The organism is Lelliottia wanjuensis, assembly GCF_030238365.1.
GTDB lineage: Bacteria > Pseudomonadota > Gammaproteobacteria > Enterobacterales > Enterobacteriaceae > Enterobacter > Enterobacter wanjuensis.
This window is the reverse complement of record NZ_JASSOT010000070.1, coordinates 35630-61971: the sequence shown is the minus strand read 5'-3', so window position 1 is coordinate 61971 and position 26342 is coordinate 35630. Positions and strand designations below refer to the sequence as shown.

Here is a 26342-nt window from a genome sequence, read left to right as displayed (position 1 = left end):
GGGAAGGAACGCGTATGTGCCGGGATGAGAAAACTGCTCCAGCTGGCCTATGGCGTGGTGAAATCCGGACGAGAATTTAATGCTGAAATACCGCTTGCCGGATAACCGACAAGACGGTATCTCTCCCACAGGGAGAGGGCGAAAACATTAAAAACGGCAACCCTCGGGTTGCCGTTTTGCTTTTACCTCGTAGGCCCGGTAAGCGTCAGCGCCACCGGGCTTTTTTGTGCCTGACTTAACTGTGCTTATTCTTCAACTCAAACCGCGGTGATACCAGACCGTACAGCGTCCAGCCCATAAAGGTCACCATCGCGCCGTACAGCATCGCTTCCTGCCCGGAAGAGTAGAGGGCATAGAAGCTATAAATCGCCCCAACCAGCGCCACGAAATTCGCGATCTTAGCTTTACGCGGATCGACGTTCGCCATCTTCTGAATAATCACCAGCGCCGCCATCGACAGAATATACGGAATGATGTTGGTCACCACCGCCAGGTTCACTAGCACGTTGAACTGGCTGTTCAGGGACGGGCTAATGGTCATCAGCGACAGGCCGCTCTGGAAGATCACAATCGCCAGCATCCCCTGAATCGGTGCCTCGGACTTGCTGACACGCGAGAAGATTTTCGGGAAATAACCGGAGTCCGCAGAAGATTTGAACACCTGCGCAATGGTGAACTGCCAGCCGAGCAGCGAACCGCAGCAGGACATCACCATCAGGCCCATGATCACTTTCCCGACTTCCGGGGTGAACATCTGCGCAAACGCCAGACCAAACGGCGCGGTGGAGTTCGCCAGATCCATGTTCGGCACAATCCCGGCGATCACGTTGGTGGAGACGATGTAAATCACCGCCGCCCCCAGCGTCCCGCCCAGTACCGCAATCGGCACGTTGCGTTCCGGGTTTTCCACCACTTCGGCGTTGGCACACGCCGATTCAAGACCCAGGAAAGCCCACAGCGTCATGGCGATAGACGAACCGACCGCCGCGAAGAACGGCACGTGGTGCGGGTTCCAGGAGTTGGCGTACAGCGTCGGGCTAAACCAGAACCAGCCGATAATGCACAGACCCACGACCGGAATAATCACGCCCCAGACGGTCACGCTACTGATCTGCCCGGTGATGCGCGCGCCGCCAAAGTTGGCCACCGTACAGAGCCACAGCACGCCGATGGTCGCCAGCCCGATTTGCACCGGACTCAGCGCCACGCCGAACAGCTCCGTGCCGTATCCGACCGCCGAAATCGCAATTGCTACGTTCGCGATGAGCAGCGACACGCCGTAGGTGTAGTTAGCCATAAAGTTGCCCGACTTGCCGAAGGCATACTCCGCGTAACCGCCCATGCCGCCAGACTTACGGCTGAACATCCCGCATTTGGCGAAAGCCCACGCCAGCGCCATCGAACCCACCGCCGTCACCAGCCAGGAGATAATCGAGATCGTCCCCACTTCCGCGAGTTTGGTCGGCAGCATGATGATGCCCGAGCCCATCATATTCACCATGGTCAATACGGTAAGCTGCACCACGCCCATCTTGTTGGATTTCTTACTCATAATGTTTCCCCTTTCAGCAGCGCGGGCCGAGCGGCGGGCTGCTTAATCACGTAGCAGCGAACCTGTTTGCGCCCGTCGCACTCTTCGACATACACGCCCTGAAGCTCAGGAGCGAAGCCCGGCAGAAGGTTGATCCCTTCTTCCAGCGCGGTGAAATAGCGCAGCACCGCATCGCCCCAGACTTCACCAGGAACCACGCACAGCACGCCCGGTGGGTAAGGGAGGGCGCCTTCCGCCGCAATTCGGCCTTCCGCATCGCGCAGGGAAACCAGCTCGACTTCGCCGCGCAGATAGGCGTAGTTCGCCTCCTGTGGATTCATTTTCACCGTCGGGAAGTGCGCCTTGCGGAACATCTCTTTTTGCAGCTGTTTCACGTTGTGGCGCGCGTAGAGGTTGTGCATCTCCTGGCAAATCTGGCGCAGGGAGTAATCGGCGTAGCGCTCAGGATGCTGTTTATAGATTGACGGCAGCACCTCTTTCAGCGGCGCATCGGTTTCCAGCAGTTTCTCGAAACGCACCAGTTGGGCGATCAGCTGCTGCAACTTGCCCATGTCTTCGGCAGGCGTCAGTAGGAACAGGATCGAATTGAGGTCGCATTTCTCCGGGACGATGCCGTTTTCGCGCAGGAAGTTGGCGAGAATAGTCGCCGGGACGCCAAAATCTTCGTACTCACCGGTGCGAGCGTTGATGCCCGGTGTGGTCAGCAGAAGTTTGCACGGGTCGATAAAATACTGATGCTCGGCGTAGCCTTCAAACGCATGCCAGTTCTCGCCCGGCACGAAGTGGAAGAAGCGCAGATCGGAAGAGATCTCCGCCGTCGGCCAGCTTTCCCACGGTTTGCCATCGACCATATCCGGCACAAACGGACGGATATACTGGCAGTTTTGCAGGATCAGCTTCCGGGCTTCGATGCCGTTCACCACGCAGTCCATCCACATGTTGCGGCCACTTTGCCCCTCGTGCATGCGGGCGTTGATGTCCAGGGCGGCAAACAGTGGATAGAACGGGCTGGTGGAGGCGTGCATCATGAAGGCGTTGTTGAGGCGTTTATGCGGAACATAGCGCTGCTGACCTTTGATGTGGCTGTCTTTTTTATGGATCTGCGAAGTCTGGGAGAACCCGGCCAGCTGCTTATGCACCGACTGGGTGACCAGAATCCCCGGATCGTTCTCGTTCAGCTCCAGCAGCAGCGGGGAGCAATCGGCCATCATCGGAATGAACTGCTCGTAGCCGACCCACGCGGAGTCGAACAGAATGTAGTCGCACAGATGACCAATTTTATCAACCACCTGACGGGCGTTATAGATAGTGCCGTCGTAAGTGCCGAGCTGGATCACCGCCAGGCGGAACGGGCGCTGATCGCGCATCCTGCCCGGTGCCACTTCCGCCACCAGTTCACGCAGATAGTTCTCTTCGAAGCAATGAGCGTCAATCCCGCCGATAAAGCCGTACGGGTTGCGCGCGGTTTCCAGATAAACCGGCGTTGCCCCCGCCTGCAGCAGCGCGCCGTGGTGGTTGGATTTATGGTTGTTGCGGTCAAACAGCACCAGATCGCCCGGCGTCAGCAGAGCATTCAGCACCACTTTATTTGAAGATGACGTCCCGTTCAGTACGAAGTAGGTCTTGTCGGCGTTAAACACTTTCGCCGCATGTTTTTGCGCGGTGCAGGGCGCGCCTTCGTGGATCAGCAGATCGCCCATCGCCACGTCAGCATTACACAGATCGGAGCGGAACAGCGTCTCGCCGAAGAAATCGACGAACTGATTCCCGGCAGGGTGACGGCGGAAGAACTGGCCGCCCTGATGCCCCGGGCAGTCAAAGGCGCTGTTGCCCTGTTTGACGTAATCCACCAGCGCGCGGAAGAACGGCGGGCGCAGCTGAGTTTCATACTTCACGGCGGCGGCTTCGAGCTGACGTCCGTAGAAGTCGTTGCTGGTGTCGTTGCACTCAAATACCCCGTGAATGCGGGATAAATATTCAGCCGGAACGATCTCTTCTTTGTGGGTGGCAATAAAGACCGGAATGCCAAATCCGGTGGCTTCTATTTCTTCAATGGTGCCATTAAAAATATCGCCCACAGCCAGAACCACGGCAGCGACATCAATATAATCGGTGGCGCCAACGTCAATCATTTCGCGTGTGGTGGTAAAGCAGTCCGGGCAGGCACGGCTGGCAGCGATTTTTAGCATGTTCATATTTATCTCTTTATTTTAGGCAATATTTGTCCTTCGACTTCGTATAAAAATGAAATCGAAATATTCCGGAAAAAAAGCAAAGAGGAGCCGCTGATAAAAAATCAGTTCATTGCTTTTAGATGAAATAAATCCACGCCGTCCGGTGACGGAAAAAAGCGGATTTAAGGAAAAGGAGCGCAGCGCCCACAGGCAAGTGCCTGTAAGTCAGGAGATTTCAGGATAACCTGTAAGCAGACGCGCCCTGGGTCGAAGGACTACCGGGCGTTGAAGAAATGAAAATCAAAGCTATTGCGGTGGGCGAACATCATAATATGCGTTGTTCGCCTGATATGAGGCATTAAACGATTATTGTTTTCCATGAGCATTTTTCCTTTCAGTAATTGAAAGCACGGCCATTTTATCCAGGAAAGGGCGCTAAACCGTGAAGAAGATCACCAATAACCGATCAAATCAGAAATAAATATTCGTTTTGCGTGAATAGCGCAGTGCATAACGCTGCTTTGTATTAATAATGTTAATGCAATGTATTTTAGGTGTGTTTATTTATTTTAAGGCGATCATATACCAGGAGCGGCTTAATAAATGAATGGATAAAAGGAGAGTATATTATTTGAGTTGAGTTAATTCTGAATAAATATTCAAAGCATAAACCGATAACCGATACCGGTTTCAGTTAATAAATGGCGGGGGCGTGCGGGGTCCATCTCTAATTTTTGACGAAGGTGGCCCATATATATGCGTAAATAGTGACTATGCTCGACGGCATTCGGTCCCCAGACCTGGTTCAGCAGTTGGCGCTGCGTCAGCACTTTGCCGTGGTTGTTGAGGAGCACTGCCAGCAGGCGAAACTCAATCGGGGTGAGGTGGATCTCTTCCGTGCCGCGCAAAATGCGGCGCGCCGGCAGATCGACCTGAATATCGGAAAAGGTATACACCGGATCGGACGGGGTCGTGGCGCTGTGGCGGCGCAGCGCCACGCGCAGCCGCGCCTGAAGTTCGCCAATCCCAAAGGGTTTGCTGAGATAGTCATCGGCGCCGGCGTCCAGCGCCGCAATCTTGTCCGTTTCTTCGGCGCGCGCCGAGAGCACGATGATCGGCATCTGGCTCCACTGGCGCACTTCGCGGATAAAATCGAGACCGTCGCCGTCCGGCAGGCCTAAATCGAGGATCACCAGATCGGGTTTGCGGGTGGCCGCTTCGATCAGGCCGCGCTGTAATGTCCCGGCGTCGTACACGCGCAAGCCATCTCCCTCCAGCGCGGCGCGCAGGAAACGGCTAATGGCGAGTTCATCTTCAACAATCAGGACGTTAATCACAAATCCTCTGGTAATTCATCAAGTTCTGGCGGGGCATCCAGCGGAAGTGTAACACAAAAACAGGCCCCACCTTCCGGGCGGTTGTGGGCGGTGATGCTCCCGCCGTGCACGTCGACAATCGCCTGGCATATCGCCAGCCCCAGCCCGACGCCGGGGATTGCCGACTCCTTATTCCCGCGCGCAAACTTTTCAAATATCGCCGCTTCCTGACCCGCCGGAATGCCCGGCCCGTCGTCCCACACCTCCAGACGCAGCGCCTGATGGGCGACGCCCGCCGTTAAGCCAATTTCCGCTTTTGCTCCCGCATATTTCGCCGCGTTCTCCAGGAGGTTAATCAGCACCCGCTCAAACAGTGGCCCGTCGACATGAATAAGCGTAAGCGGCTCCGGCATATTGAGGGTGATATGACGTCCACCCAGCCCCGGTTCCAGCATTTTCAACGCGCTGCCGACCACCTCTTCCAGCGTCAGCCACTCTTTTTTCAGGTTAAATCCGCCGGACTGAATGCGCGCCATGTCGAGCAAATTATTCACCAGCCGGGTGGTGTTCAGGACGTGCTGGCGGATTTCGCTGGCCTGCGGGGCGTGCGGGGAGTTCTCCGCCGCCAGATCCAGGGTCAGGATCTCCGACTGACCAAACAGCACCGTCAGCGGGGTGCGCAGATCGTGGGACAATGCCGCCAGCAGGGAGTTTCGAATGCTTTCGCGTTCGCTCGCGAGCCGCGCCTGCTCTTCGCTGGTGGTCAACGCCAGACGCTCCAGAGCGCTGGCGACCAGCAGGGTGAAGGTCTCGAGCAGACGCTGCTGTTCCGGGATCATCAGCTGGCGCAGATTCGACGGCTCGACAATCACCAGCCCGAGCGTTTTGTCGGCGCTACGCAGGGGCAGAATCAGATAAGGCACGCCGGGGAGGGTGTCGGTTCCGGCACCGGCAGGCAGACCTTTATCGAAACTCCAGCGGGCGATGGCTTCATCCCACGGCGTCATGCCGTTGGCGGAGGTCAAGGGGCGCAGTTTGCCGTGCTCATCCGGAAGCAAAATCAGGCTGCTCGCCTGGAAGGTGGAGCGAATAAACTGCTCGCTGGTCTGGACGATATCCAGCGGTGTGCGCCCAACCGCCAGCGATTTCGACATCTCATACAGATGACGCGTGCGCTGTTCACGATAGCGGGCGATACGCGCCTGATAGCGCACCCCGGCGGTGAGATTCCCAATCACCAGCCCGACGGTAAGCATCACGGCAAACGTCAGAATGTACTGCACATCTGACACGGCCAGCGTCCCGCGCGGGGCGATGAAAAAGAGGTCAAAGCTGGCGACGTTAATCACCGTGGCGAGCACCGACGGCCAGCGTCCGTATAGCAGCGCTACGACCACCACGCCGAGCAGGTAGATCATCACCAGGTTGGCGGCGTCAAAGGCAATCAGCCACTGGCTGGCGACAATAGTGATCAGAGCGCAGAGCACCGTCGCGACCAGACAGCCTCTGAGCTGGATGCGCCATTTATCGCCAAAGGTGCGCGCGTCCGGCGTGCGACCGGGCAGGGGAGCCGGTTTTTCATCGAGGGCGACAATCACTAAATCCAGATCCGGCGCGCGTTTCGCCAGTTTGTCGGCAAAAGATTCCCGGCTAAACCAGCGGCGGTTCTGACGGCGGCCGATGACGATTTTGCCAAGATTGTGCTCCCGGGCGTAGCGCAGAATCGCTTTATCTTCGGCCGGATCGGAGAGGGTGGCGGTTTCCGCCCCCAGCTCCTGGGCAAGGCGCAGGGCGCTGAGGATCGCGCGCCGCTGATTCTCTGGCAGGGCGTGCAGGTGCGGCGTTTCCACATAAACCGCATGCCAGGCGCTGCCGAATTTTGCCGCCAGCCGCGCGGCGGTGCGGACCAGTTTTTCGTTGCCGCTGTTATGCCCGATGCACAGCAAAATCGAATCGCGGGTATGCCAGACGCGATCCTGCCCCTGACGGTCACGCCAGGCGCGCATCTGATCGTCCACCCGGTCGGCGGTGCGGCGCAGGGCCAGCTCGCGCAGGGCGATCAGGTTTCCTTTGCGGAAGAAATGTTCGATGGCGCGTTCGGCCTGACCGGCGATATAGACTTTACCTTCGTGCAGGCGCTGGCGCAGATCGTCCGGGGGCAGATCGACCAGCACCACCTCATCGGCGGAATCAAAAAAGGGATCGGGGACGGTTTCGCGCACCTGAATTCCGGTCACGCCGCTGACGACGTCGTTCAGGCTTTCCAGATGCTGGACGTTAACGGTGGTAAAGACGTCGATGCCCGCTTCCAGCAGCTCTTCGACATCCTGCCAGCGCTTGGGGTGGCGCGAGCCTGGCGCATTGCTGTGCGCCAGTTCGTCCATCAGAATCAACGCCGGGCGGCGGGCGAGGGCGGCGTCGAGATCAAACTCGGTGACCAGGCGGCTGCGATGATTGATGCGGCGGGCGGGCTGTGTCGCCAGCCCCTCCAGCAGCGCCGCCGTCTCTTTGCGCCCGTGGGTTTCGACCACCCCTATCAGAATATCCAGCCCCTGGGCCCGTAAACGCTGCGCTTCCGTCAGCATGGCGTAGGTTTTTCCGACGCCCGCACAGGCGCCGAAAAACACTTTGAGTTTGCCGCGGTGCGCTTCAACGGTCTGTTCAAGCAGCTTGTCCGGATTCGGACGCAGGGGCTCGTCGGTCATTTAGTTTTTCCTTAGCGCGTCCAGCGCCATATTCAGCTCAACAATGTTTATGACCGGCATCCCGATAAAACTCACCAGCGGTTTTTGCGTGTGCTCGGCGACCAGTTTGCTCACCTGGTCGGTAGTCAGCCCGCGTGCGGTAGCGACGCGCGGAATTTGCCACGCCACGGCCGCGGGCGTCAGGCTGTAATCCAGGCCGCTGGCGGAAGCGGTGACCAGCTCAACCGGCACCGTCGGATTCGCCTGCGGATTGGCGGCGCGCAGGGCGCTGATGCGTTCGCTCACGGCTTTATCCAGCTCAGGATTGCTTCCGGCCAGATTGCTGCCCCCCGATGCCATCGGATTATACGGGCTTTCGGCGGTGGCGGAAGGACGCCCCTGAAAGTAGCCCGCGTCGCTAAAATTCTGCCCAATCAGGCGCGAACCGCGACTCTCGCCGTTTTGCAGAATCAGCGAACCGTTGGCCTGATCCTTAAACCACCACTGGCCCAGCGCGGTGGTGACCAGCGGGTAAAGCCCGCCGGTCATCAGGGAGAGCAGAATAAACAGAAGTATAGCGGGACGTAACATAGTCATTTGATTTCTCTCTTAAACCAGCCCGAACAGGGTCAGTAACAGGTCGATAAGTTTGATCCCGATAAAAGGCACCACCAATCCGCCAAGACCGTAAATCCACAGGTTGCGGCGCAGCATGGCGGCAGCGGTCAGCGGTTTATAGCTCACCCCTTTCAGCGCCAGCGGGATCAGGAAGACGATAATCAGGGCGTTGAAAATCACGGCGCTGAGGATCGCCGACGCGGGCGAGTGCAGGTGCATCACGTTCAGAGCGTTAAGCTGCGGATAGGTGGCCGCAAACGCCGCCGGAATAATGGCGAAGTATTTCGCCACGTCGTTGGCGATACTGAAAGTGGTGAGCGATCCGCGGGTCATCAGCATCTGTTTCCCGATGTGCACCACTTCGATTAGCTTGGTCGGGTTAGAGTCCAGATCGACCATGTTGCCCGCTTCTTTTGCGGCCTGGGTTCCTGAGTTCATCGCCACCGCCACGTCGGCCTGGGCCAGCGCCGGGGCGTCGTTGGTGCCGTCGCCGGTCATCGCCACCAGACGGCCTTCGGCCTGGTATTGACGGATCAGCGCCAGTTTCGCTTCCGGCGTCGCTTCCGAGAGGAAATCATCCACACCGGCTTCAGCGGCGATGGCCGCGGCGGTCAGGCGGTTATCCCCGGTGATCATCACCGTTTTGATCCCCATCTTACGCAGCTGGGCAAAACGCTCTTTGATGCCGCCTTTGACGATATCTTTCAGGGCAATTACGCCGAGTACGTTCGCCCCTTCGGCGACCACCAGCGGCGTAGCCCCCTGGCGCGCCACGCTTTCCACCAGCTGATCGACCTGCGGCGGGAAGTGACCGTTGTTGGCCTCGATGTGGCGACGAATGGCGTCCACCGAGCCTTTACGGATCATGCGGTCCTGGATGTTAATCCCGCTCATCCGCGTCTGCGCCGTGAAGGGCACAAAGGTGGCATGCAGGCTTTGCACGTCGCGCTGACGCAGGTTAAAGCGCTGTTTCGCCAGAATCACGATGCTGCGGCCTTCCGGTGTTTCATCGGCCAGCGACGAGAGCTGCGCCGCGTCGGCCAGGGTTTTCTCATCCACGCCAGGCGCAGGCAGGAAATCCGACGCCTGACGGTTGCCCAGCGTAATGGTCCCGGTTTTATCCAGCAGCAACACATCCACGTCGCCCGCCGCTTCGACCGCACGACCGCTGGTGGCGATGACGTTCGCGCCGAGCATCCGGCTCATCCCGGCCACGCCAATCGCCGACAGCAGGCCGCCGATGGTCGTCGGGATCAGGCAGACCAGCAGAGCCACCAGCACCGTGACGCTCACCGCCGTGCCGCCGTAGGCCGAGAACGGCCACAGGGTGGCGGTCGCCAGCAGGAAGACGATGGTCAGGGCCACCAGCAGAATGGTCAGCGCGATTTCGTTCGGCGTTTTACGACGCTGCGCGCCTTCGACCATGGCGATCATCCGGTCGAGGAAAGTTTCGCCGGGGTTAACGCTGCACTGGATCACCAGCCAGTCGGAGAGAATGCGCGTCCCGCCCGTGACCGAGGCAAAGTCACCGCCGGACTCGCGGATCACCGGGGCGGACTCCCCGGTAATAGCGCTTTCGTCCACCGATGCGCCGCCTTCGATCACCTCCCCGTCGCAGGGGATGATGTCACCGGCTTCCACCAGCACCACGTCGCCTTTGCGCAGCTCATCGGCCGGGACGTGATCCATCTGTGCGCCGTATTTCGGCTCACGCAGTTTGCGGGCAAAGGCGGTCTTTTTGACCCCTTTCAGACTGTTGGCCTGTGCCTTGCTGCGGCCTTCCGCCAGCGCTTCGGCAAAGTTGGCGAACAGCACGGTAAACCACAGCCACAGGCTGATGGCACCGGTAAAGAGGGCATCGCCCGTCAGGTGTCCGGTGCTCATGGCGACGGCCAGCACAGTGGTGATCACGCTGCCAATCCAGACGATAAACATCACCGGGTTGTGCCACTGCACGCGCGGGCTGAGTTTTTTTACCGCATCCATCAACGCCTGGCGAACCAAGGTCGGTTCTAAGAGGGCCAGTTGTTTACGACTCATGACTGATATCTCCGCTCTGTTAGCGTAAAGAAAGATGTTCCGCGACCGGGCCTAAAGCGAGGGCGGGGATAAAGGTCAGGGCACCGACCAGCAGGATGGTGCCAATCAGCAGGCCAATAAACAGCGCGCCGTGGGTTGGCAATGTCCCGGTCGACGTCGGCTGGATCTTTTTGCTCACCAGCGACCCGGCGATAGCCAGCACCGGCACGATGACCCCAAAGCGGCCGAAGAACATGCAGAACGCCAGCAGGCAGTTCCAGAACGGTGAGTTGGCGCTTAACCCGGCAAAGGCGCTGCCGTTGTTGTTAGCGGCAGACGAGACGGCGTACAGCACTTCGCTAAAGCCGTGGATGCCAGGGTTGAAAATGCCGCTGCGCCCGGCTTCGGTCATCAGCGCCAGCGCGGTGCCGATCAGCACGAGAGCCGGTGTGACCAGGATAGCGAGGGCTGTCAGCTTCATTTCACGGACGTCGATTTTCTTGCCCAGATACTCCGGCGTGCGGCCAATCATCAGCCCGGCAATAAACACCGCCAGCAGAACGAACAGCAGCATGCCGTACAGACCAGACCCGACGCCGCCGAAGACCACTTCGCCAATCTGCATCAGCCACAGGGGGATCATCCCACCCAGCGCAGTGAAGGAGTCGTGCATCGCGTTCACCGCCCCGCAGGAGGCTGCCGTTGTGACGACGGCATACAGGCTGCTGGCGAGAATGCCGAAGCGGCTCTCTTTGCCTTCCATATTGATGCTGCTGTCAGCGCCCAGCTGCAGGAAGTGGCTGTTACCGTGCCATTCCGCCCACATCACCAGCGCCGCGCAGACCACGAAGATAATCGACATCGCCCACAGCAACGTGCGGCCCTGACGGCGATCGCTCACCACATCGCCAAACGCAAAACAGAGCGCGGCGGGGATCAGGAAGATCGCCAGCATTTGCACGAAATTGGTCAGCGCAGTCGGGTTTTCGAACGGATGCGAGGAGTTGGCGTTAAAGAAGCCGCCGCCGTTGGTCCCGAGCATTTTGATCGCCTCTTGCGACGCCACCGGACCCATCGGCAGCATCTGTTTCACTCCTTCAAGCGAAGTGTAAGACGAGTAGGGCAGGAGATTCTGCAACGTCCCTTGCTGGATAAAGAACAGGGCAATCAGCAGAGAAATCGGCAGCAGCACCCACAGGGTGATGCGTGTGAGATCGACCCACGCGTTGCCGAGCGTGTTGATTTTTTGACGGGCAAAGGCGCGGGTCAGGGCGAAGATCACCGCGATACCGCTGGCGGCAGAGAGGAAGTTCTGCACCGTTAACCCGACCATCTGGCTGAAATAGCTCAGGGTGGTTTCCCCGGCATAGGACTGCCAGTTGGTGTTGCTGACGAAACTCACCGCGGTATTAAGCGCCAGATGCCATGACAGGCCCGGCAGCTGCTGCGGGTTCAGCGGCAGGATGCCCTGCAGCATCAGCATCGCGAACAGAAACGCCAGCCCGACGATGTTCAGCAGTAAAATCGCCGTCAGATACTGACGCCAGTTCATCTCCTCGGTATTCACGCCCAGTATGCGCCATACCCCGTTTTCGACGCCGCCGACTACCGGCAGCGCGCCGCCGTTAATCATCCGCGCCAGCCAGCTTCCTAGCGGTCTTGCAAGCACGAAAAGCACCAGCAGGAAGCTGGCGATCAGTAAAAATGCCTGGGCCACCATCAGAAGGCCTCCGCATTAATCAGGGCATAAATCAGATAGCCCAACAACAGGAACACCAGCACGATGCCAGCAATCAGACCTGCACTCACAATTCACCTCCGGGTGACTTTTGTCGTTGTGCAAAAGGTAGGATTTATGGCGCAAAGATTTCGCAAAAATCAGTGGGGTGGGTGTAAAAAAAGTATAAAAATGGCAAGACCCTAATTTAACTAATGGTAAGTATCTTGTTAACTTTTATGTAACTTAATTACAGGCGGAATGTAAATATTCACTAAACGGACGAAAATAAGTGGTCGGATGAGTAGTAAAATTACAAACAAAGCGGTACTATTTTAGCCAGATAACCACTTTTGAATTTTCCGGATAACGTTTCCGGCCAAGCTATAGGGGAGAAAATCATGGACCTGTATAAAGAGTTTCCAGCACATGTTGTCTTTTTACGTCGCACCTTCGCCGTAGTGGCCGGGATTGTGGCGCTGCCAGTGATGTTATTCTGGAAAGACCGTGCCCGTTTTTACAGCTATCTGCACCGCGTCTGGGCGAAAACCAGCGAGAAACCGGTATGGATGGACCAGGCCGAAAAAGCGACCTGCGATTTTTACTAAGATAAAGCAAAGACTCACACAGCAATGTCGAGCCGCCACAGAGATGTGGCGGTTTTTTTGTGTCTGTAGTTTACCTCACGCTATCTGAGCGAAGGTTACACTTGCTCCTGTAACATAACTTAAACATTATAGAGTTCGTCATCTCGCCGTTTAAGGGAGTGACGACGCGGTTTCGGCCTGCGGTCAGAAACGCTACGCTTAGGTTATGGACAATTATTCAGGAGTGTTATGACCACGCATCTGGTCTGGTTTCGCGCGGATCTGCGCCTTCATGACAACATCGCGCTCGCTGCGGCTTGCCGGTCGCAACACGCCCGCGTGCTGGCCCTGTTTATCGCCACGCCCGAACAGTGGCGTGCGCACGGCATGGCGCCGCGACAGGCGGCGTATCTGCGCGCGCATCTCAATGAGCTGCAGCAAGGCCTGGCACAGAAGGGCATTCCGCTGATTTATGCCGAGGTGAACGACTTTGCCGCGCAGAGCGAAAAAGTTCAGCAAGTCTGCGACGAGCATGACGTCACCCATCTTTTTTACAACTACCAGTACGAATTCAACGAACAGCAGCGCGACCGGGAGCTGGAAAAACGGCTGGATACGGTCGTCTGTCAGGGCTTTGACGACAGCGTGATGTTGCCGCCCGGCAGCGTCATGACCGGCAGTCACGAGATGTATAAAGTCTTTACGCCGTTCAAAAACGCGTATCTGAAACGCCTGAAAGAGGGCCTGCCGGAGTGCGTCGCCGCCCCTGCGAGCCGCGGAGCGGCGCTGAGCGTTTCAGATGATCTCAACTTCGATTATCCCCAGGCCGATTTCAACCCGGACCACTTCCCCGCGACCGAAAAAGCCGCGATTGCGCAGCTGCGCCAGTTCTGCAAAGACCACGCCGCGGAGTATGAAGAACAGCGCGATTTCCCCGCCGTCGAAGGCACCAGCCGTTTATCGGCGTGCCTGGCGCTGGGCGTGCTTTCCCCGCGCCAGTGTTTGCATCGCCTGCTGGCGGAACAGCCGCAGGCGCTGGACGGCGGCGCAGGTGCGGTGTGGCTTAACGAGCTGATCTGGCGAGAATTTTATCGTCATCTGATGACCTATCATCCTGATTTATGTAAACATCGCCCCTTCATCCGCTGGACGGATAAGGTGCAGTGGCAGCAGGATGACAAGCAATTACAGGCGTGGCAAAACGGTCAGACGGGCTATCCGATTGTCGATGCGGCGATGCGCCAGCTCAACGAAACGGGGTGGATGCACAACCGCCTGCGAATGATCGTCGCCAGCTTCCTGGTCAAAGACCTGCTGATCGACTGGCGCGCCGGGGAGCGATATTTTATTTCGCAGCTGATCGACGGCGATCTGGCGGCTAACAACGGCGGCTGGCAGTGGGCGGCCTCGACCGGAACCGACGCCGCACCTTATTTTCGGATATTTAACCCGACAACTCAGGGCCAACGATTTGACGCGACCGGCGAGTTTATCCGCCAGTGGCTGCCGGAGTTGACCGATGTGCCGGGTAAATCGATTCATGAACCCTGGGCGTGGGCGGATAAAACGGGCGAAACGCTCGATTATCCGCGCCCGATTGTTGACCATAAACAGGCGCGAGTCGCCACACTGGCGGCCTATGAAGCCGCCCGCAAAGCGTAAGAGAGTGATGATGAAAAACAGCGAACTGGAAACCTTAATCAATGAAAAGCTGAACAGCGCCAGCTTCAGCGACTACGGTCCAAACGGCCTGCAGGTGGAAGGGCGTGAAACGGTGCAAAAGATTGTCACCGGCGTCACGGCAAGCCAGGCCTTGCTGGATGAAGCAGTGCGTCTGCAGGCAGATGCGGTGATCGTGCATCACGGTTATTTCTGGAAAAACGAAGCGCCGATCATTCGCGGCATGAAGCGTAACCGCCTGAAAACCCTGCTGGCGAATGACATCAACCTGTATGGCTGGCACTTGCCTCTGGATGCGCACGCGGAGCTGGGTAACAACGTCCAGCTCGCTCAGCTTCTCGGCATCACCGTGATGGGCGAAATCGAACCGCTGGTGCCGTGGGGCGAGCTCTCTATGCCGGTTCCTGGCCTGGAACTTGCTTCCTGGATTGAGGCGCGTCTGGGCCGTCGTCCGCTGTGGAGCGGTGACACCGGCCCGGATCTCGTGAAACGCGTGGCGTGGTGTACCGGCGGCGGTCAGGGCTTTATCGACAGTGCCGCGCGCTTCGGCGTCGACGCCTTTATTACCGGTGAAGTCTCCGAGCAGACCATTCACTCTGCCCGCGAGCAGGGTTTGCATTTTTACGCAGCGGGGCACCATGCCACCGAGCGCGGTGGCATTCGCGCCCTGAGCGAGTGGCTGACGGAAAATACCGATCTCGATGTGACCTTTATTGATATCCCTAATCCTGCCTGATGAGAGGTGCGTAAGTGCAGCGAGCGCGTTGTTATTTATTAGGCGAAACGGCGGTGGTGCTGGAGCTGGAACCTCCGGTCACGATCACCACGCAAAAACGAATCTGGCGCTTAACTCAGCGGCTGGCCGAAATCCCGGAAGTGGTGGAAGCCATTCCGGGGATGAACAACATTACCGTGGTACTGCGCAATCCGCAGTCGGTGGCGCTGGACGCCATCGAGCGCTTACAACGCTGGTGGGAAGAGAGCGAGGCGCTGGAGCCGGAGTCGCGCTTTATCGAGATCCCGGTGGTGTACGGCAAAAAGGCGGGGCCGGATCTGGGCGAGGTCGCGCGCCACGCCGGGCTTTCGGAAAAACAGGTCGTTGAACTGCACGCCTCGGTGGACTACGTGGTGTGGTTCCTCGGTTTCCAGCCCGGTTTTCCCTATCTGGGCGGGCTGCCGGAGCAGCTTCACACCCCGCGTCGCGGCGAGCCGCGCCTGCAGGTTCCGGCGGGATCTGTGGGTATCGGCGGGCAGCAAACCGGTATCTATCCACTCGCCTCACCGGGCGGCTGGCAGCTTATCGGCCTGACTCCGCTGGCGCTGTTTGATGCTCACCGCGAAGAGCCGGTGCTGTTGCGACCGGGCGATACCGTGCGGTTTGTGCCGCAGAAGGAGGGGGTATGTTGAAGGTCATTCGCGCGGGGTTATACACCTCGGTGCAGGACGGCGGTCGCACCGGTTTACGTCAGTCCGGGATCAGCTACTGCGGCGCGCTGGACAAACCGGCGCTACAGATTGCCAACCTGCTGGTGGGCAACGACGCCAATGCCGCGGCGCTGGAGATAACCCTCGGGCAGTGTAGTTTTGAATTTGCCCGCGACGGCTGGTTTGCCCTGACGGGCGCAGGCTGTGACGCCACGCTGGACGGCGCGGCGGTCTGGACCGGCTGGCGCTTGCAGGTGAAAGCCGGGCAGCGTCTGACGCTCCACCGCCCGCAGCACGGTATGCGCAGCTATCTCGCGGTCAGCGGTGGAATTGATGTCCCCCAGGTGATGAACTCTTACAGCACCGATCTCAAAACCGGTATTGGCGGCTTCGAAGGGCGACTGCTGAAGGATGGCGACAACCTGCCGCTGGGCGAGCCGTCGCGTGAATTTGCTGAAGCGCAGGGCGTGAAACAGCTGCTGTGGAGCAACCGGATCCGCGCCCTGCCGGGGCCGGAGTATCACGAGTTTGATCAGGCCTCGCAGGATGCCTTCTGGCGTCTGCCGTGGCAGCTCAGCCCGCAGAGTAACCGCATGGGTTACCGACTGCAGGGCCAGCAGCTGGCTCGTACCACGGATCGCGAACTGGTCTCACATGGCCTGCTGCCGGGGGTGATCCAGGTGCCGGGCAACGGTCAGCCGATTATCCTGATGAATGATGCCCAGACCACCGGCGGCTATCCGCGTATCGCCTGCATCATTGAGGCGGACATGTACCATCTGGCGCAAATCCCGCTCGGGCAGCCGATCCATTTTGTGGCCTGTACGCTGGAAGAGGCGCTCGAGGCGCGGCGCGTGCAGAAGCAGTTCATCGAACAACTGGCATGGAGGTTGAATGATCGTCGTTGATTTAAATGCGGATCTGGGCGAAGGCTGCGGGAGCGACGCCGAGTTACTGACGCTGGTATCGTCGGCGAATATCGCCTGCGGATTTCACGCCGGGGATGCGCAGACCATGCGCGAGAGCGTGCGCGAGGCGTTAAAAAACGGCGTGGCGATTGGCGCACATCCGAGCTTTCCCGACCGGGAGAACTTCGGGCGCACGGCCATGAACCTGCCGCCGGAGACGGTTTACGCCCAGATGCTGTACCAGATTGGTGCGCTGGCGGCGATTGTCCGCGCCGAAGGGGGGCAACTGCGTCACGTCAAACCCCACGGGATGCTCTACAACCAGGCGGCAAAAGATGCACAGCTGGCTGACGCGATTGCTCGCGCGGTGCATGACGTCGACAGCGGTTTGATTCTGGTCGGGCTGGCGGGAAGCGAACTGATCCGCGCCGGAGAGCGTTACGGGCTCGCGACCCGCGAAGAGGTGTTTGCCGATCGCGGCTATCGCGCCGACGGCAGTCTGGTTCCGCGCAGCGAGCCGGGGGCGCTGATTGCCGATGAAGAGCAGGCGCTGGCGCAAACTCTGGAGATGGTGCAGCGCGGCCAGGTGAAAAGCATTACAGGCGAATGGGCCACCGTGCATGCGCAGACCGTTTGCCTGCACGGCGACGGGGAACACGCCCTGGAATTTGCTCGTCGCTTGCGCAAAGAATTTGAGTTAAATAATATAAAAATCAGTGCATAACGCACAAAAGCAAACACAACATAACACTAAACAACGACAGGAAGAAAAAATGGCAGAGACGCTATCGCTCTGGCCACTCATCGGTATTGCGGTGATCGTGGTCGGGTTTATCTTACGTTTTAATCCGGTGCTGGTGGTCATAGTCGCCGGGATTGTCACCGGCGTGGCGGCGCATATGCCCATCGCCACCATCCTTGAAAAGCTGGGCGAAGGGTTCCTCAATACCCGTAACCTTCCCTATATCCTTCTGATTCCTTTAGCCGTTATCGGCTTGCTCGAACGGCATGGTCTGAAAGAGCGCGCCCAGGCGTGGATCGCTAAAATCCACAGCGCGACGGCAGGGCGCTTGCTGATTGTCTATCTCTTCGTGCGCGAGGCCACGGCAGCAATGGGCCTGACCAGTCTCGGCGGGCATCCGCAGATGGTGCGACCGCTGCTGGCGCCGATGGCAGAGGGTGCGGCGGAGAAAAAATATGGCGAGCTGCCGGGCGCGGTGCGCTATCGCCTGCGGGCGATGTCGGCGGCGACGGACAACGTCGGGCTGTTCTTCGGCGAAGATATCTTCGTTGCCTTCGGGGCGATCATCTTTATGCATAACTTTATGCTGGAGTCTGGCGGGATTCAGACCGAGCCGCTGCACATCGCCCTGTGGGGCATTCCGACGGCGATCTGTGCCTTTATCATTCACGCCACCCGCCTGTGGCGGCTGGACAAGCATCTTGAGCGCGAGCTGGCGAAAACCGCTCACTCGCAGGGAGATGCGTCATGAATTTCCAGCAAAGTTATCTCTACTGGCTGGCAGGGCTGGTCCTGCTGATCGTCGCGGTGATGTCGTTCCGCGATAAAGCCAACCCCAGACGCATCACTACCGGCCTGTTCTGGGGCGTCTACGGCCTGATTTTTCTCCTCGGTGACTGGACCTATCAGCTGGTGGGCGATAAGCGCACGGTACACATTGCCGTCGGCGTGGCCGTTGTCGGCCTGGCCCTGATCGCCGGTTTTGGCGGCGTGAAGCTCGGCAGCTATCACCAGCGTAAACCCGAAGAGCGGGAGGCCAGTGCGAAGCGGCTCGGCAACCGACTGTTTTACCCGGCGCTCGCCATTCCGGTGGTGACGGTGGTGGGCGTGCTGATGTTTAACCATGTGCCAGGGCTGCAGGACGGTCTGTTTGGGCCGGGGAATCACTCGACGCTGGTCACGCTCTTCTCCATGACCGTCGGGTCGCTGATTGGCCTGGCGATGGCGGTCAAAATGACGCACGAAAAAGTGCATCAGCCTCTTCAGGAAGCGCGCCGTCTGCTGGACTCCATCGGCTGGGCGTTTATCCTGCCGCAAATTCTCGCCACCCTGGGCCTGCTGTTTACCGCCGCGGGCGTGGGCGACGGCATCTCCTGGCTGACGAAAACCTATCTGGCGGTGGACAGCCGCTTTATCGCCGTGGCGGTGTATGCCATCGGCATGGCGCTGCTCACCATGGTGATGGGCAATGCATTCGCGGCGTTCCCGATTGTGACGGCGGGGATCGGTATTCCGATTCTGGTGCTGCAGCACGGCGGTAACCCGGCGGTAATGGCGGCGATCGGTATGTTCTCCGGCTACTGTGGCACGTTGATGACGCCGATGGCGGCGAACTTTAACATCGTGCCCGCCGCGCTGCTCGAGCTGCCGGATAAAAATGCGGTGATCAAAGCGCAGGTGCCGACCGGCGTGTTGCTGTTGATTGCCAACGTGTTCCTGCTGTATTTCCTGATGTTCCTGTAAGGAGAGACGATGCGTTATGTATTAGTCACCGGTTTTGAGCCCTTTGGCGGCGAGACCGTTAACCCTTCGTGGGAAGTGGTCAGCCAGCTTGAGGGAAGTATTATCGACCGCTGTCGCGTGGTGACGCGCCAGCTTCCCTGCGTGTTTGGCGAATCCTTAAGCGTGCTGAACGCGGCGATCGATGAACTTAATCCGGCGGTGGTGATTGCCGTCGGACAGGCGGGCGGGCGCGTGGATGTGACCGTCGAGCGCGTTGCCATCAACGTGGACGATGCGCGGATCCCGGATAATCGCGGCCAGCAGCCGATTGATGTGCCCATTGTGCCGGGCGGTCCGGCGGCGTGGTTTACCCGGCTTCCGATCAAGGCGACGGTGGCGGCGATGCGCGAAAGCGGTATTCCGGCGTCTGTTTCTCAGACGGCGGGAACCTTCGTCTGCAACCACGTGATGTACGGATTGCTGCATAAAATCAGCGACAGCGCTGAGGTGAAGGGCGGGTTTATCCATATCCCTTACCTGCCGGAACAGGCCGCAGCCCATCCGGGCGCACCGAGCATGGCGGCGCAAACGGTGAAAGCGGCGCTCATCGTGGCAATTGAAGTGGCGCTGCGCCAGACGGATGACGTCAAAATCGTAGGCGGCGCGACGCACTAACAAAGGAGCAAAGATGCCAGAAGGTCCGGAGATCCGCCGCGCGGCGGATAGCCTGGAGGCGGCGATAAAGGGCAAACCACTCACCGATGCGTGGTTTGCTTTCCCTCAGTTAAAACCCTATGAAGCTCAGCTTATCGGGCAAAGCGTGACCCATATCGAGACGCGCGGCAAAGCCCTGCTGACACATTTCACCCATAACCTGACGTTATATAGCCACAATCAGCTTTATGGCGTCTGGCGGGTGATTAATGTGGGTGAGCAGTTACAAACCAACCGGGTGTTACGCGTCAGATTGCAGACGGCGGAGAAGGCCATTTTGCTCTACAGCGCCTCGGATATTGAGATGTTAACGCCGGAGCAACTGCTCACTCACCCGTTCCTGCAGCGGGTGGGGCCGGATGTGCTGGATTTGCGTCTGACGGCAGACGAGGTGAAAGCCCGGCTGCTGTCGCCCGCGTTTCGCAATCGCCAGTTTTCCGGGCTGCTGCTCGAACAGGCGTTTCTCGCCGGGTTAGGCAACTATTTGCGCGTCGAAATTCTGTGGGAAGTGGGTCTGGCAGGACAACGTAAGGCGTCCGAGCTCAATGAGGTTCAGCTTGATGCTTTGTCTCACGCGCTGCTGGAGATTCCTCGTCTTTCCTACAACACGCGCGGCGTGGTCGATGAGAATAAACATCACGGGGCGTTGTTCCGTTTTAAGGTGTTTCATCGCGAAGGGAAGCCGTGCGAGCGATGTGGCGGGGCGATTGAGCGAACGATGTTGTCGTCGCGGCCATTTTATTGGTGCCCGCAGTGCCAGAAGTAAAAAAGCCGGGTGGCGGCTGCGCCTTACCCGGCCTACAAAGGATATACACGGCTGGGTTACTACCGTAGGCCGGGCAAACGCAGTGCCGCCCGGCAATGCCTGCGCGGAAATAAAAAAGCCGGGTGGCGGCTGCGCCTTACCCGGCCTACAAAAGATATATACGGCTGAGTTATTACCGTAGGCCGGGCAAACGCAGTGCCGCCCGGCAATTCCTGCGCAGGAATAAAAAAAGCCGGGTGGCGGCTGCGCCTTACCCGGCCTACATTCGAACATGAGCCCGGTACATGACCGGGCTGATTCTTACTTCTTCTTCACATCAGACTTAAAATCACGCTGGTCGTAGCCGGTATACAGCTGACGCGGACGCGCGATTTTCATGCCTTCGCTGTGCATTTCGTTCCAGTGGGCAATCCAGCCGACGGTACGCGCCATCGCGAAGATCACGGTGAACATGGAAGACGGAATGCCCATCGCTTTCAGAATAATGCCAGAGTAGAAATCGACGTTCGGGTACAGTTTCTTCTCGATGAAGTACGGGTCGTTCAGCGCGATATGTTCCAGCTCCATCGCCACTTCCAGCAGATCATCTTTAGTACCCAGCTCTTTCAGCACTTCGTGGCAGGTTTCACGCATGACGGTCGCGCGCGGGTCATAGTTTTTGTAAACACGGTGACCGAAGCCCATCAGGCGGAAGGAGTCGTTTTTGTCTTTCGCACGACGCACGAACTCAGGAATGTGCTCAACGGAGCTGATCTCTTCCAGCATCTTCAGTGCCGCTTCGTTGGCGCCACCGTGCGCCGGTCCCCACAGGGAGGCGATACCGGCAGCGATACAGGCGAACGGGTTGGCGCCTGAAGAGCCTGCGGTACGGACGGTAGAGGTCGATGCGTTCTGTTCGTGATCAGCGTGCAGGATCAAAATACGGTCCATTGCGCGCTCAAGCACCGGGTTCACCTCGTAGGTTTCGCACGGTGTGGAGAACATCATGTTCAGGAAGTTGCCTGAATAGGAGAGGTCGTTACGCGGGTAAACAAATGGCTGACCGATGGAATATTTGTAACACATCGCCGCCATGGTTGGCATTTTGGACAGCAGACGGAATGCCGCGATATCGCGATGGCGTGGGTTATTCACGTCCAGGGAGTCGTGGTAGAACGCCGCCAGCGCACCGGTAATCCCACACATCACGGCCATCGGATGCGAATCACGACGGAATGCATGGAACAGACGGGTAATCTGCTCATGAATCATGGTGTGGCGGGTGACGGTGGTTCTGAACTCATCGTACTGTTCCTGCGTCGGTTTTTCGCCGTTCAGCAGGATGTAGCACACTTCCAGATAGTTGGATTCGGTGGCTAACTGATCGATGGGGAAACCGCGGTGGAGCAGGATACCTTCGTCACCGTCGATATAGGTGATTTTGGATTCGCAAGATGCGGTGGAGGTGAAGCCAGGGTCAAAGGTAAATACCCCTTTAGAACCCAGAGTACGGATATCAATAACATCCTGACCGAGCGTGCCTTTTAGCACATCCAGTTCAATAGCAGTGTCACCGTTTAGGGTGAGCTTTGCCTTTGTATCAGCCATTTACGGTCTCCTTAGCGCCTTATGCTTAAGACCACGAAACACTTAGTCCTTCAAGCTAGCTCTGCGTTGGCTGCGCCCTCGAACCCAGGTCACATAGTTATCTATGCTCCCAGGGATTCTCTGGCTTGCCGCCTTGATCTAGCTCGAATGCCTGCGTGTTTAAAACGGATTCGCTTTCAGCTGTTTATCACATCGTTACCAGTTTGTTATTTGGCTTGCCGCTCAGCTCGCGAGGAGAAACCAGGGTACAGAGCTATGGCGCCTTGCAGGTAAACGAATGAAAAATCAGAGAAACAACAGCAAATCAGTGTCTTCGCAGTCCGAATTATTCAAACCTGTATATCACTAATAACTGTCCTGATAACTTCGGTCAATACCATCACACTGTTACATAACTAAATCTCAGGTGAAAGAGAGACCTCATAACTTTTGCGCATTATATGCCTTTTCTGCTGTTGTTTGTAACAATAATGTTTAATCTTTGTCAAATGCGATGATTAAAATTTAAAATAATGTTGTTATCGTGACTCTGATCACTGTTCCGCATAAAACCCGACAAACTGTATGTAGGTTAATTGTAATGGTTTTGTGAACGACCTATACTGCCGCCAGGTCTCCGGAACACCCTGCAATCCCGAGCCACCCAGCGTTGTAACGTGTCGTTTTAGCATTTGGAAGCAATGTTTACCATGACGCGTAGTTATAGAAAGGACGCTGCTTGACCCGCACGCAGACCGGAGGAAGGAAACAATAAGAACAGCATGTGGGCGTTATTCATGATAAGAAATGTGAAAAAACAAAGACCTGTCAATCTGGATCTCAAAACGATCCGATTCCCCGTAACGGCAATAGCGTCCATTCTCCACCGTGTCTCCGGTGTGATTACGTTCGTGGCAGTGGGTATTCTGCTGTGGTTACTGGGGACCAGCCTCTCTTCTCCTGAAGGATTCCTCCAGGCCTCTGCCATTATGAGCAGCTTCTTCGTGAAATTTATCATGTGGGGCATTCTCACCGCGCTGGCATACCACGTTGTGGTTGGCGTTCGCCATCTGATGATGGACTTTGGCTATCTGGAAGAGACTTTTGAAGCAGGGAAACGCTCTGCCAATATTTCCTTTGTGATTACAGTCGTGCTCTCAATTCTTGCAGGAGTCCTCGTATGGTAAGCAACGCCTCCGCATTAGGACGCAACGGCGTACATGACTTCATTCTGGTCCGCGCTACCGCCATCGTCCTCACGCTTTACATCATCTACATGATCGGTTTCTTCGCGACCAGCGGCGAACTGACGTGGGAGATCTGGAGCGGGTTCTTCGGATCTGCCTTCACCAAAGTGTTCACCCTGCTGGCTCTGTTCTCCATCCTTATTCATGCCTGGATTGGCATGTGGCAGGTGTTGACCGATTACGTTAAACCTCTCGCGATTCGCCTGCCGTTGCAGCTGGTGATCGTTGTCGCTCTGGTGGTTTACGTTATTTATGGATTTGTTGTGGTGTGGGGTGTGTGATGAAACTGCCAGTCAGAGAATTTGATGCTGTTGTGATTGGTGCCGGTGGCGCAGGTATGCGCGCGGCGCTGCAAATTTCCCAGAGCGGCCAGACCTGTGCGCTGCTCTCTAAAGTTTTCCCGACCCGTTCCCATACCGTATCAGCCCAGGGTGGTATCACCGTGGCGCTCGGTAATACCCATGAAGATAACTGGGAATGGCATATGTATGACACGGTGAAAGGCTCCGATTATATCGGTGACCAGGACGCCATCGAATATATGTGTAAGACCGGCCCGGAAGCGATTCTGGAGCTGGATCACATGGGCCTGCCGTTCTCCCGTCTGGAAGATGGCACCATTTATCAGCGTCCGTTTGGCGGCCAGTCGAAAAACTTCGGCGGTGAGCAGGCGGCACGTACTGCGGCAGCGGCTGACCGTACCGGTCACGCATTGCTGCACACCCTGTATCAGCAGAACCTGAAAAACCACACCACTATTTTCTCCGAGTGGTATGCACTGGATCTGGTGAAAAATGAAGATGGCGCAGTGGTCGGGTGTACCGCTCTGTGCATCGAAACCGGTGAAGTGGTTTACTTCAAAGCCCGCGCGACCGTGCTGGCGACCGGCGGCGCAGGCCGTATTTACCAGTCCACCACCAACGCCCACATCAACACCGGCGACGGCGTAGGTATGGCGATCCGCGCGGGCGTGCCTGTGCAGGATATGGAAATGTGGCAGTTCCACCCGACCGGCATCGCCGGTGCTGGCGTTCTGGTGACAGAAGGCTGCCGTGGTGAAGGTGGTTACCTGCTGAACAAACACGGCGAGCGCTTCATGGAGCGTTATGCCCCGAATGCGAAAGACCTGGCAGGTCGTGACGTGGTGGCGCGTTCCATCATGATCGAAATCCGTGAAGGTCGCGGCTGCGATGGTCCGTGGGGCCCGCACGCGAAACTGAAACTGGATCACCTGGGTAAAGACGTTCTGGAATCCCGTCTGCCGGGCATCCTGGAGCTGTCGCGCACCTTCGCGCACGTTGATCCGGTAAAAGAGCCAATTCCGGTTATCCCAACCTGCCACTACATGATGGGCGGTATTCCGACCAAAGTGACCGGTCAGGCGCTGACCGTGAACGAGCAGGGCGAAGACGTGGTGATTCCTGGCCTGTTCGCCGTCGGCGAAATCGCCTGCGTATCGGTCCACGGTGCGAACCGTCTGGGCGGCAACTCGCTGCTCGACCTGGTGGTGTTTGGTCGTGCGGTTGGCCTGCATCTGCAGGAATCTATCGCCGAGCAGGGCGATCTGCGCGATGCGACTGAAGCGAACATTGAAGCTTCCCTTGAGCGTCTTAACCGCTGGAACGGCAACCGCGACGGCGAAGATCCGGTGGAAATCCGCAAAGCGCTGCAAGAGTGTATGCAGCACAACTTCTCGGTCTTCCGCGAAGGCGATGCGATGGCCAAAGGGCTTGAGCAGCTGAAAGCGATCCGCGAGCGCCTCAAAAACGCCCGTCTGGACGATACTTCCAGCGAGTTCAACACCCAGCGCGTCGAGTGCCTGGAGCTGGATAACCTGATGGAAACCGCCTATGCAACGGCCGTCTCCGCAAACTTCCGTACCGAAAGCCGTGGCGCCCATAGCCGCTTCGACTTCCCGGATCGTGACGATGAAAACTGGCTGTGCCATTCCCTGTATCTGCCAGAGTCGGAATCCATGACGCGTCGTAGCGTCAATATGGAGCCGAAACTGCGTCCGGCGTTCCCGCCGAAGATTCGTACCTATTAATGCGGAGACAGGATAATGAAACTCGAATTCTCAGTTTACCGTTATAACCCGGATGTTGATGACGCTCCGCATATGCAGGATTACACCCTGGAAGCGGAAGAAGGTCGCGACATGATGCTGCTTGATGCGTTAATGCAGCTGAAAGAAAAAGACCCGACACTGTCGTTCCGTCGCTCCTGCCGTGAAGGGGTTTGTGGCTCCGACGGCGTGAACATGAACGGTAAAAATGGCCTGGCCTGTATCACCCCGATTTCGGCGTTGCAGCGTGCGGGGCAGAAAATTGTGATCCGTCCTCTGCCTGGCCTGCCGGTCGTTCGCGATTTGGTGGTGGACATGGGGCAATTCTATGCACAATATGAGAAGATTAAGCCTTACTTGTTGAATAATGGGCAAAATCCACCCGCTCGCGAGCATTTACAGTCGCCAGAGCAGCGTGAAAAACTTGATGGTCTGTATGAGTGTATTCTCTGTGCATGCTGTTCGACCTCTTGCCCGTCGTTCTGGTGGAACCCGGACAAGTTTATCGGCCCGGCCGGTCTGCTGGCTGCGTATCGCTTCCTGATTGACAGCCGCGATACCGAAACCGACAGCCGTCTCGAAGGGTTGAGTGATGCTTTCAGCGTATTCCGCTGCCATAGCATCATGAACTGCGTCAGTGTATGTCCTAAGGGGCTGAACCCGACGCGCGCCATCGGCCATATTAAGTCGATGCTGTTGCAGCGCAGTGCCTAAGTAACACCGCCGGATGGCGCTTCGCTTATCCGGCCTACGTAAAGTAGGCCCGGTAAGCGGAGCGCCACCGGGCAAAGATAAATTGTAGGAAACCTCTAAAAACTGCCCTGAAGTGCAGACAGTTTT

Annotated in this window: 24 protein-coding genes; 14 read left to right on the top strand and 10 right to left on the bottom strand. The window is 57.7% G+C overall.

Annotated elements, in window-relative coordinates:
• Positions 1-235: 235 nt before the first annotated feature.
• From potE to kdpF, 9 genes are all read right to left on the bottom strand, one after another.
• Positions 236-1555 carry a putrescine-ornithine antiporter gene (gene potE, locus QQF33_RS21935; RefSeq protein WP_282494142.1) on the bottom strand — a complete coding sequence of 440 codons (1320 nt, stop codon included), beginning with the start codon at positions 1553-1555 and terminating at the stop codon, positions 236-238.
• Positions 1549-3747: an ornithine decarboxylase SpeF gene (gene speF / locus QQF33_RS21930; RefSeq protein WP_285149027.1), complete on the bottom strand. Its 2199-nt coding sequence runs from the start codon at positions 3745-3747 to the stop codon at positions 1549-1551. Before speF ends, potE begins: the two co-directional genes overlap by 7 nt.
• 254 nt (positions 3748-4001) lie before the next feature.
• A complete protein-coding gene (gene speFL, locus QQF33_RS21925) occupies positions 4002-4106 on the bottom strand; it encodes a leader peptide SpeFL (RefSeq protein WP_106875989.1) in 105 nt (34 codons plus the stop codon).
• A gap of 279 nt (positions 4107-4385) precedes the next feature.
• Positions 4386-5063 (bottom strand): two-component system response regulator KdpE, encoded by a 678-nt coding sequence (kdpE, locus tag QQF33_RS21920; RefSeq protein WP_282494117.1) that lies wholly within the window; start codon positions 5061-5063, stop codon positions 4386-4388.
• Positions 5060-7747, bottom strand: coding sequence for a two-component system sensor histidine kinase KdpD (kdpD, locus tag QQF33_RS21915; protein ID WP_285149028.1), 2688 nt, complete (start codon positions 7745-7747; stop codon positions 5060-5062). The genes kdpE and kdpD overlap by 4 nt, the downstream gene beginning before the upstream one ends.
• On the bottom strand, positions 7748-8323 hold the full coding sequence (kdpC, locus tag QQF33_RS21910) for a potassium-transporting ATPase subunit KdpC (protein ID WP_285149029.1): 576 nt from the start codon (positions 8321-8323) through the stop codon (positions 7748-7750).
• A 12-nt stretch (positions 8324-8335) separates the two neighbouring features.
• Positions 8336-10384, bottom strand: a complete 2049-nt coding sequence (gene kdpB / locus QQF33_RS21905) for a potassium-transporting ATPase subunit KdpB (protein ID WP_285149030.1) — start codon at positions 10382-10384, stop codon at positions 8336-8338.
• Between the two features lie 19 nt (positions 10385-10403).
• Complete coding sequence (gene kdpA, locus QQF33_RS21900) at positions 10404-12083, bottom strand: potassium-transporting ATPase subunit KdpA (protein WP_285149031.1); 1680 nt, start codon at positions 12081-12083, stop codon at positions 10404-10406.
• Positions 12083-12172, bottom strand: a complete 90-nt coding sequence (gene kdpF / locus QQF33_RS21895) for a K(+)-transporting ATPase subunit F (RefSeq protein ID WP_003858638.1) — start codon at positions 12170-12172, stop codon at positions 12083-12085. The genes kdpA and kdpF overlap by 1 nt, the downstream gene beginning before the upstream one ends.
• A 309-nt stretch (positions 12173-12481) precedes the next feature.
• On the opposite strand from kdpF, the gene QQF33_RS21890 reads away from it, so the two are divergent.
• The 10 genes from QQF33_RS21890 (at position 12482) to nei (ending at position 20624) form a co-directional block, all read left to right on the top strand.
• Positions 12482-12688: a YbfA family protein gene (locus tag QQF33_RS21890; protein WP_095281257.1), complete on the top strand. Its 207-nt coding sequence runs from the start codon at positions 12482-12484 to the stop codon at positions 12686-12688.
• 228 nt (positions 12689-12916) lie between these two features.
• Positions 12917-14329: a deoxyribodipyrimidine photo-lyase gene (gene phrB / locus QQF33_RS21885; protein ID WP_285158593.1), complete on the top strand. Its 1413-nt coding sequence runs from the start codon at positions 12917-12919 to the stop codon at positions 14327-14329.
• A gap of 10 nt (positions 14330-14339) precedes the next feature.
• A complete protein-coding gene (locus QQF33_RS21880; RefSeq protein WP_285146754.1) occupies positions 14340-15083 on the top strand; it encodes a type 2 GTP cyclohydrolase I in 744 nt (247 codons plus the stop codon).
• Positions 15084-15097: 14 nt separating this feature from the next.
• Positions 15098-15754 (top strand): 5-oxoprolinase subunit PxpB, encoded by a 657-nt coding sequence (gene pxpB, locus QQF33_RS21875; RefSeq protein WP_285149033.1) that lies wholly within the window; start codon positions 15098-15100, stop codon positions 15752-15754.
• Positions 15748-16680: a 5-oxoprolinase subunit PxpC gene (pxpC, locus tag QQF33_RS21870; protein ID WP_285149034.1), complete on the top strand. Its 933-nt coding sequence runs from the start codon at positions 15748-15750 to the stop codon at positions 16678-16680. Before pxpB ends, pxpC begins: the two co-directional genes overlap by 7 nt.
• Entirely contained in the window at positions 16670-17404 is a 735-nt protein-coding gene (pxpA, locus tag QQF33_RS21865; RefSeq protein WP_285149224.1) for a 5-oxoprolinase subunit PxpA, read from the top strand. The genes pxpC and pxpA overlap by 11 nt, the downstream gene beginning before the upstream one ends.
• A 49-nt stretch (positions 17405-17453) precedes the next feature.
• Positions 17454-18173: a DUF969 domain-containing protein gene (locus tag QQF33_RS21860; RefSeq protein WP_282494107.1), complete on the top strand. Its 720-nt coding sequence runs from the start codon at positions 17454-17456 to the stop codon at positions 18171-18173.
• Positions 18170-19165: a DUF979 domain-containing protein gene (locus tag QQF33_RS21855; RefSeq protein ID WP_285158592.1), complete on the top strand. Its 996-nt coding sequence runs from the start codon at positions 18170-18172 to the stop codon at positions 19163-19165. The genes QQF33_RS21860 and QQF33_RS21855 overlap by 4 nt, the downstream gene beginning before the upstream one ends.
• A gap of 9 nt (positions 19166-19174) precedes the next feature.
• On the top strand, positions 19175-19819 hold the full coding sequence (gene pcp / locus QQF33_RS21850) for a pyroglutamyl-peptidase I (RefSeq protein WP_282494105.1): 645 nt from the start codon (positions 19175-19177) through the stop codon (positions 19817-19819).
• A 13-nt stretch (positions 19820-19832) separates the two neighbouring features.
• Positions 19833-20624, top strand: coding sequence for an endonuclease VIII (gene nei / locus QQF33_RS21845; RefSeq protein WP_285158591.1), 792 nt, complete (start codon positions 19833-19835; stop codon positions 20622-20624).
• Positions 20625-20924: 300 nt separating this feature from the next.
• Here nei and QQF33_RS21840 read toward each other — a convergent pair whose 3' ends face one another.
• Complete coding sequence (locus QQF33_RS21840; protein ID WP_282494103.1) at positions 20925-22211, bottom strand: citrate synthase; 1287 nt, start codon at positions 22209-22211, stop codon at positions 20925-20927.
• A gap of 761 nt (positions 22212-22972) precedes the next feature.
• Here QQF33_RS21840 and sdhC point away from each other — a divergent pair.
• The 4 genes from sdhC to QQF33_RS21820 are packed head-to-tail and all read left to right on the top strand — an operon-like array spanning position 22973 to position 26216.
• On the top strand, positions 22973-23377 hold the full coding sequence (gene sdhC / locus QQF33_RS21835; protein ID WP_282494102.1) for a succinate dehydrogenase cytochrome b556 subunit: 405 nt from the start codon (positions 22973-22975) through the stop codon (positions 23375-23377).
• The gene (sdhD, locus tag QQF33_RS21830) at positions 23371-23718 is read left to right on the top strand and encodes a succinate dehydrogenase membrane anchor subunit (RefSeq protein ID WP_285158590.1); all 348 of its coding nucleotides are present in this window, start codon (positions 23371-23373) and stop codon (positions 23716-23718) included. The genes sdhC and sdhD overlap by 7 nt, the downstream gene beginning before the upstream one ends.
• Positions 23718-25484 (top strand): succinate dehydrogenase flavoprotein subunit, encoded by a 1767-nt coding sequence (sdhA, locus tag QQF33_RS21825; protein WP_282494100.1) that lies wholly within the window; start codon positions 23718-23720, stop codon positions 25482-25484. The genes sdhD and sdhA overlap by 1 nt, the downstream gene beginning before the upstream one ends.
• Before the next feature lie 15 nt (positions 25485-25499).
• Positions 25500-26216, top strand: coding sequence for a succinate dehydrogenase iron-sulfur subunit (locus QQF33_RS21820; protein ID WP_103948365.1), 717 nt, complete (start codon positions 25500-25502; stop codon positions 26214-26216).
• Positions 26217-26342: the final 126 nt, after the last annotated feature.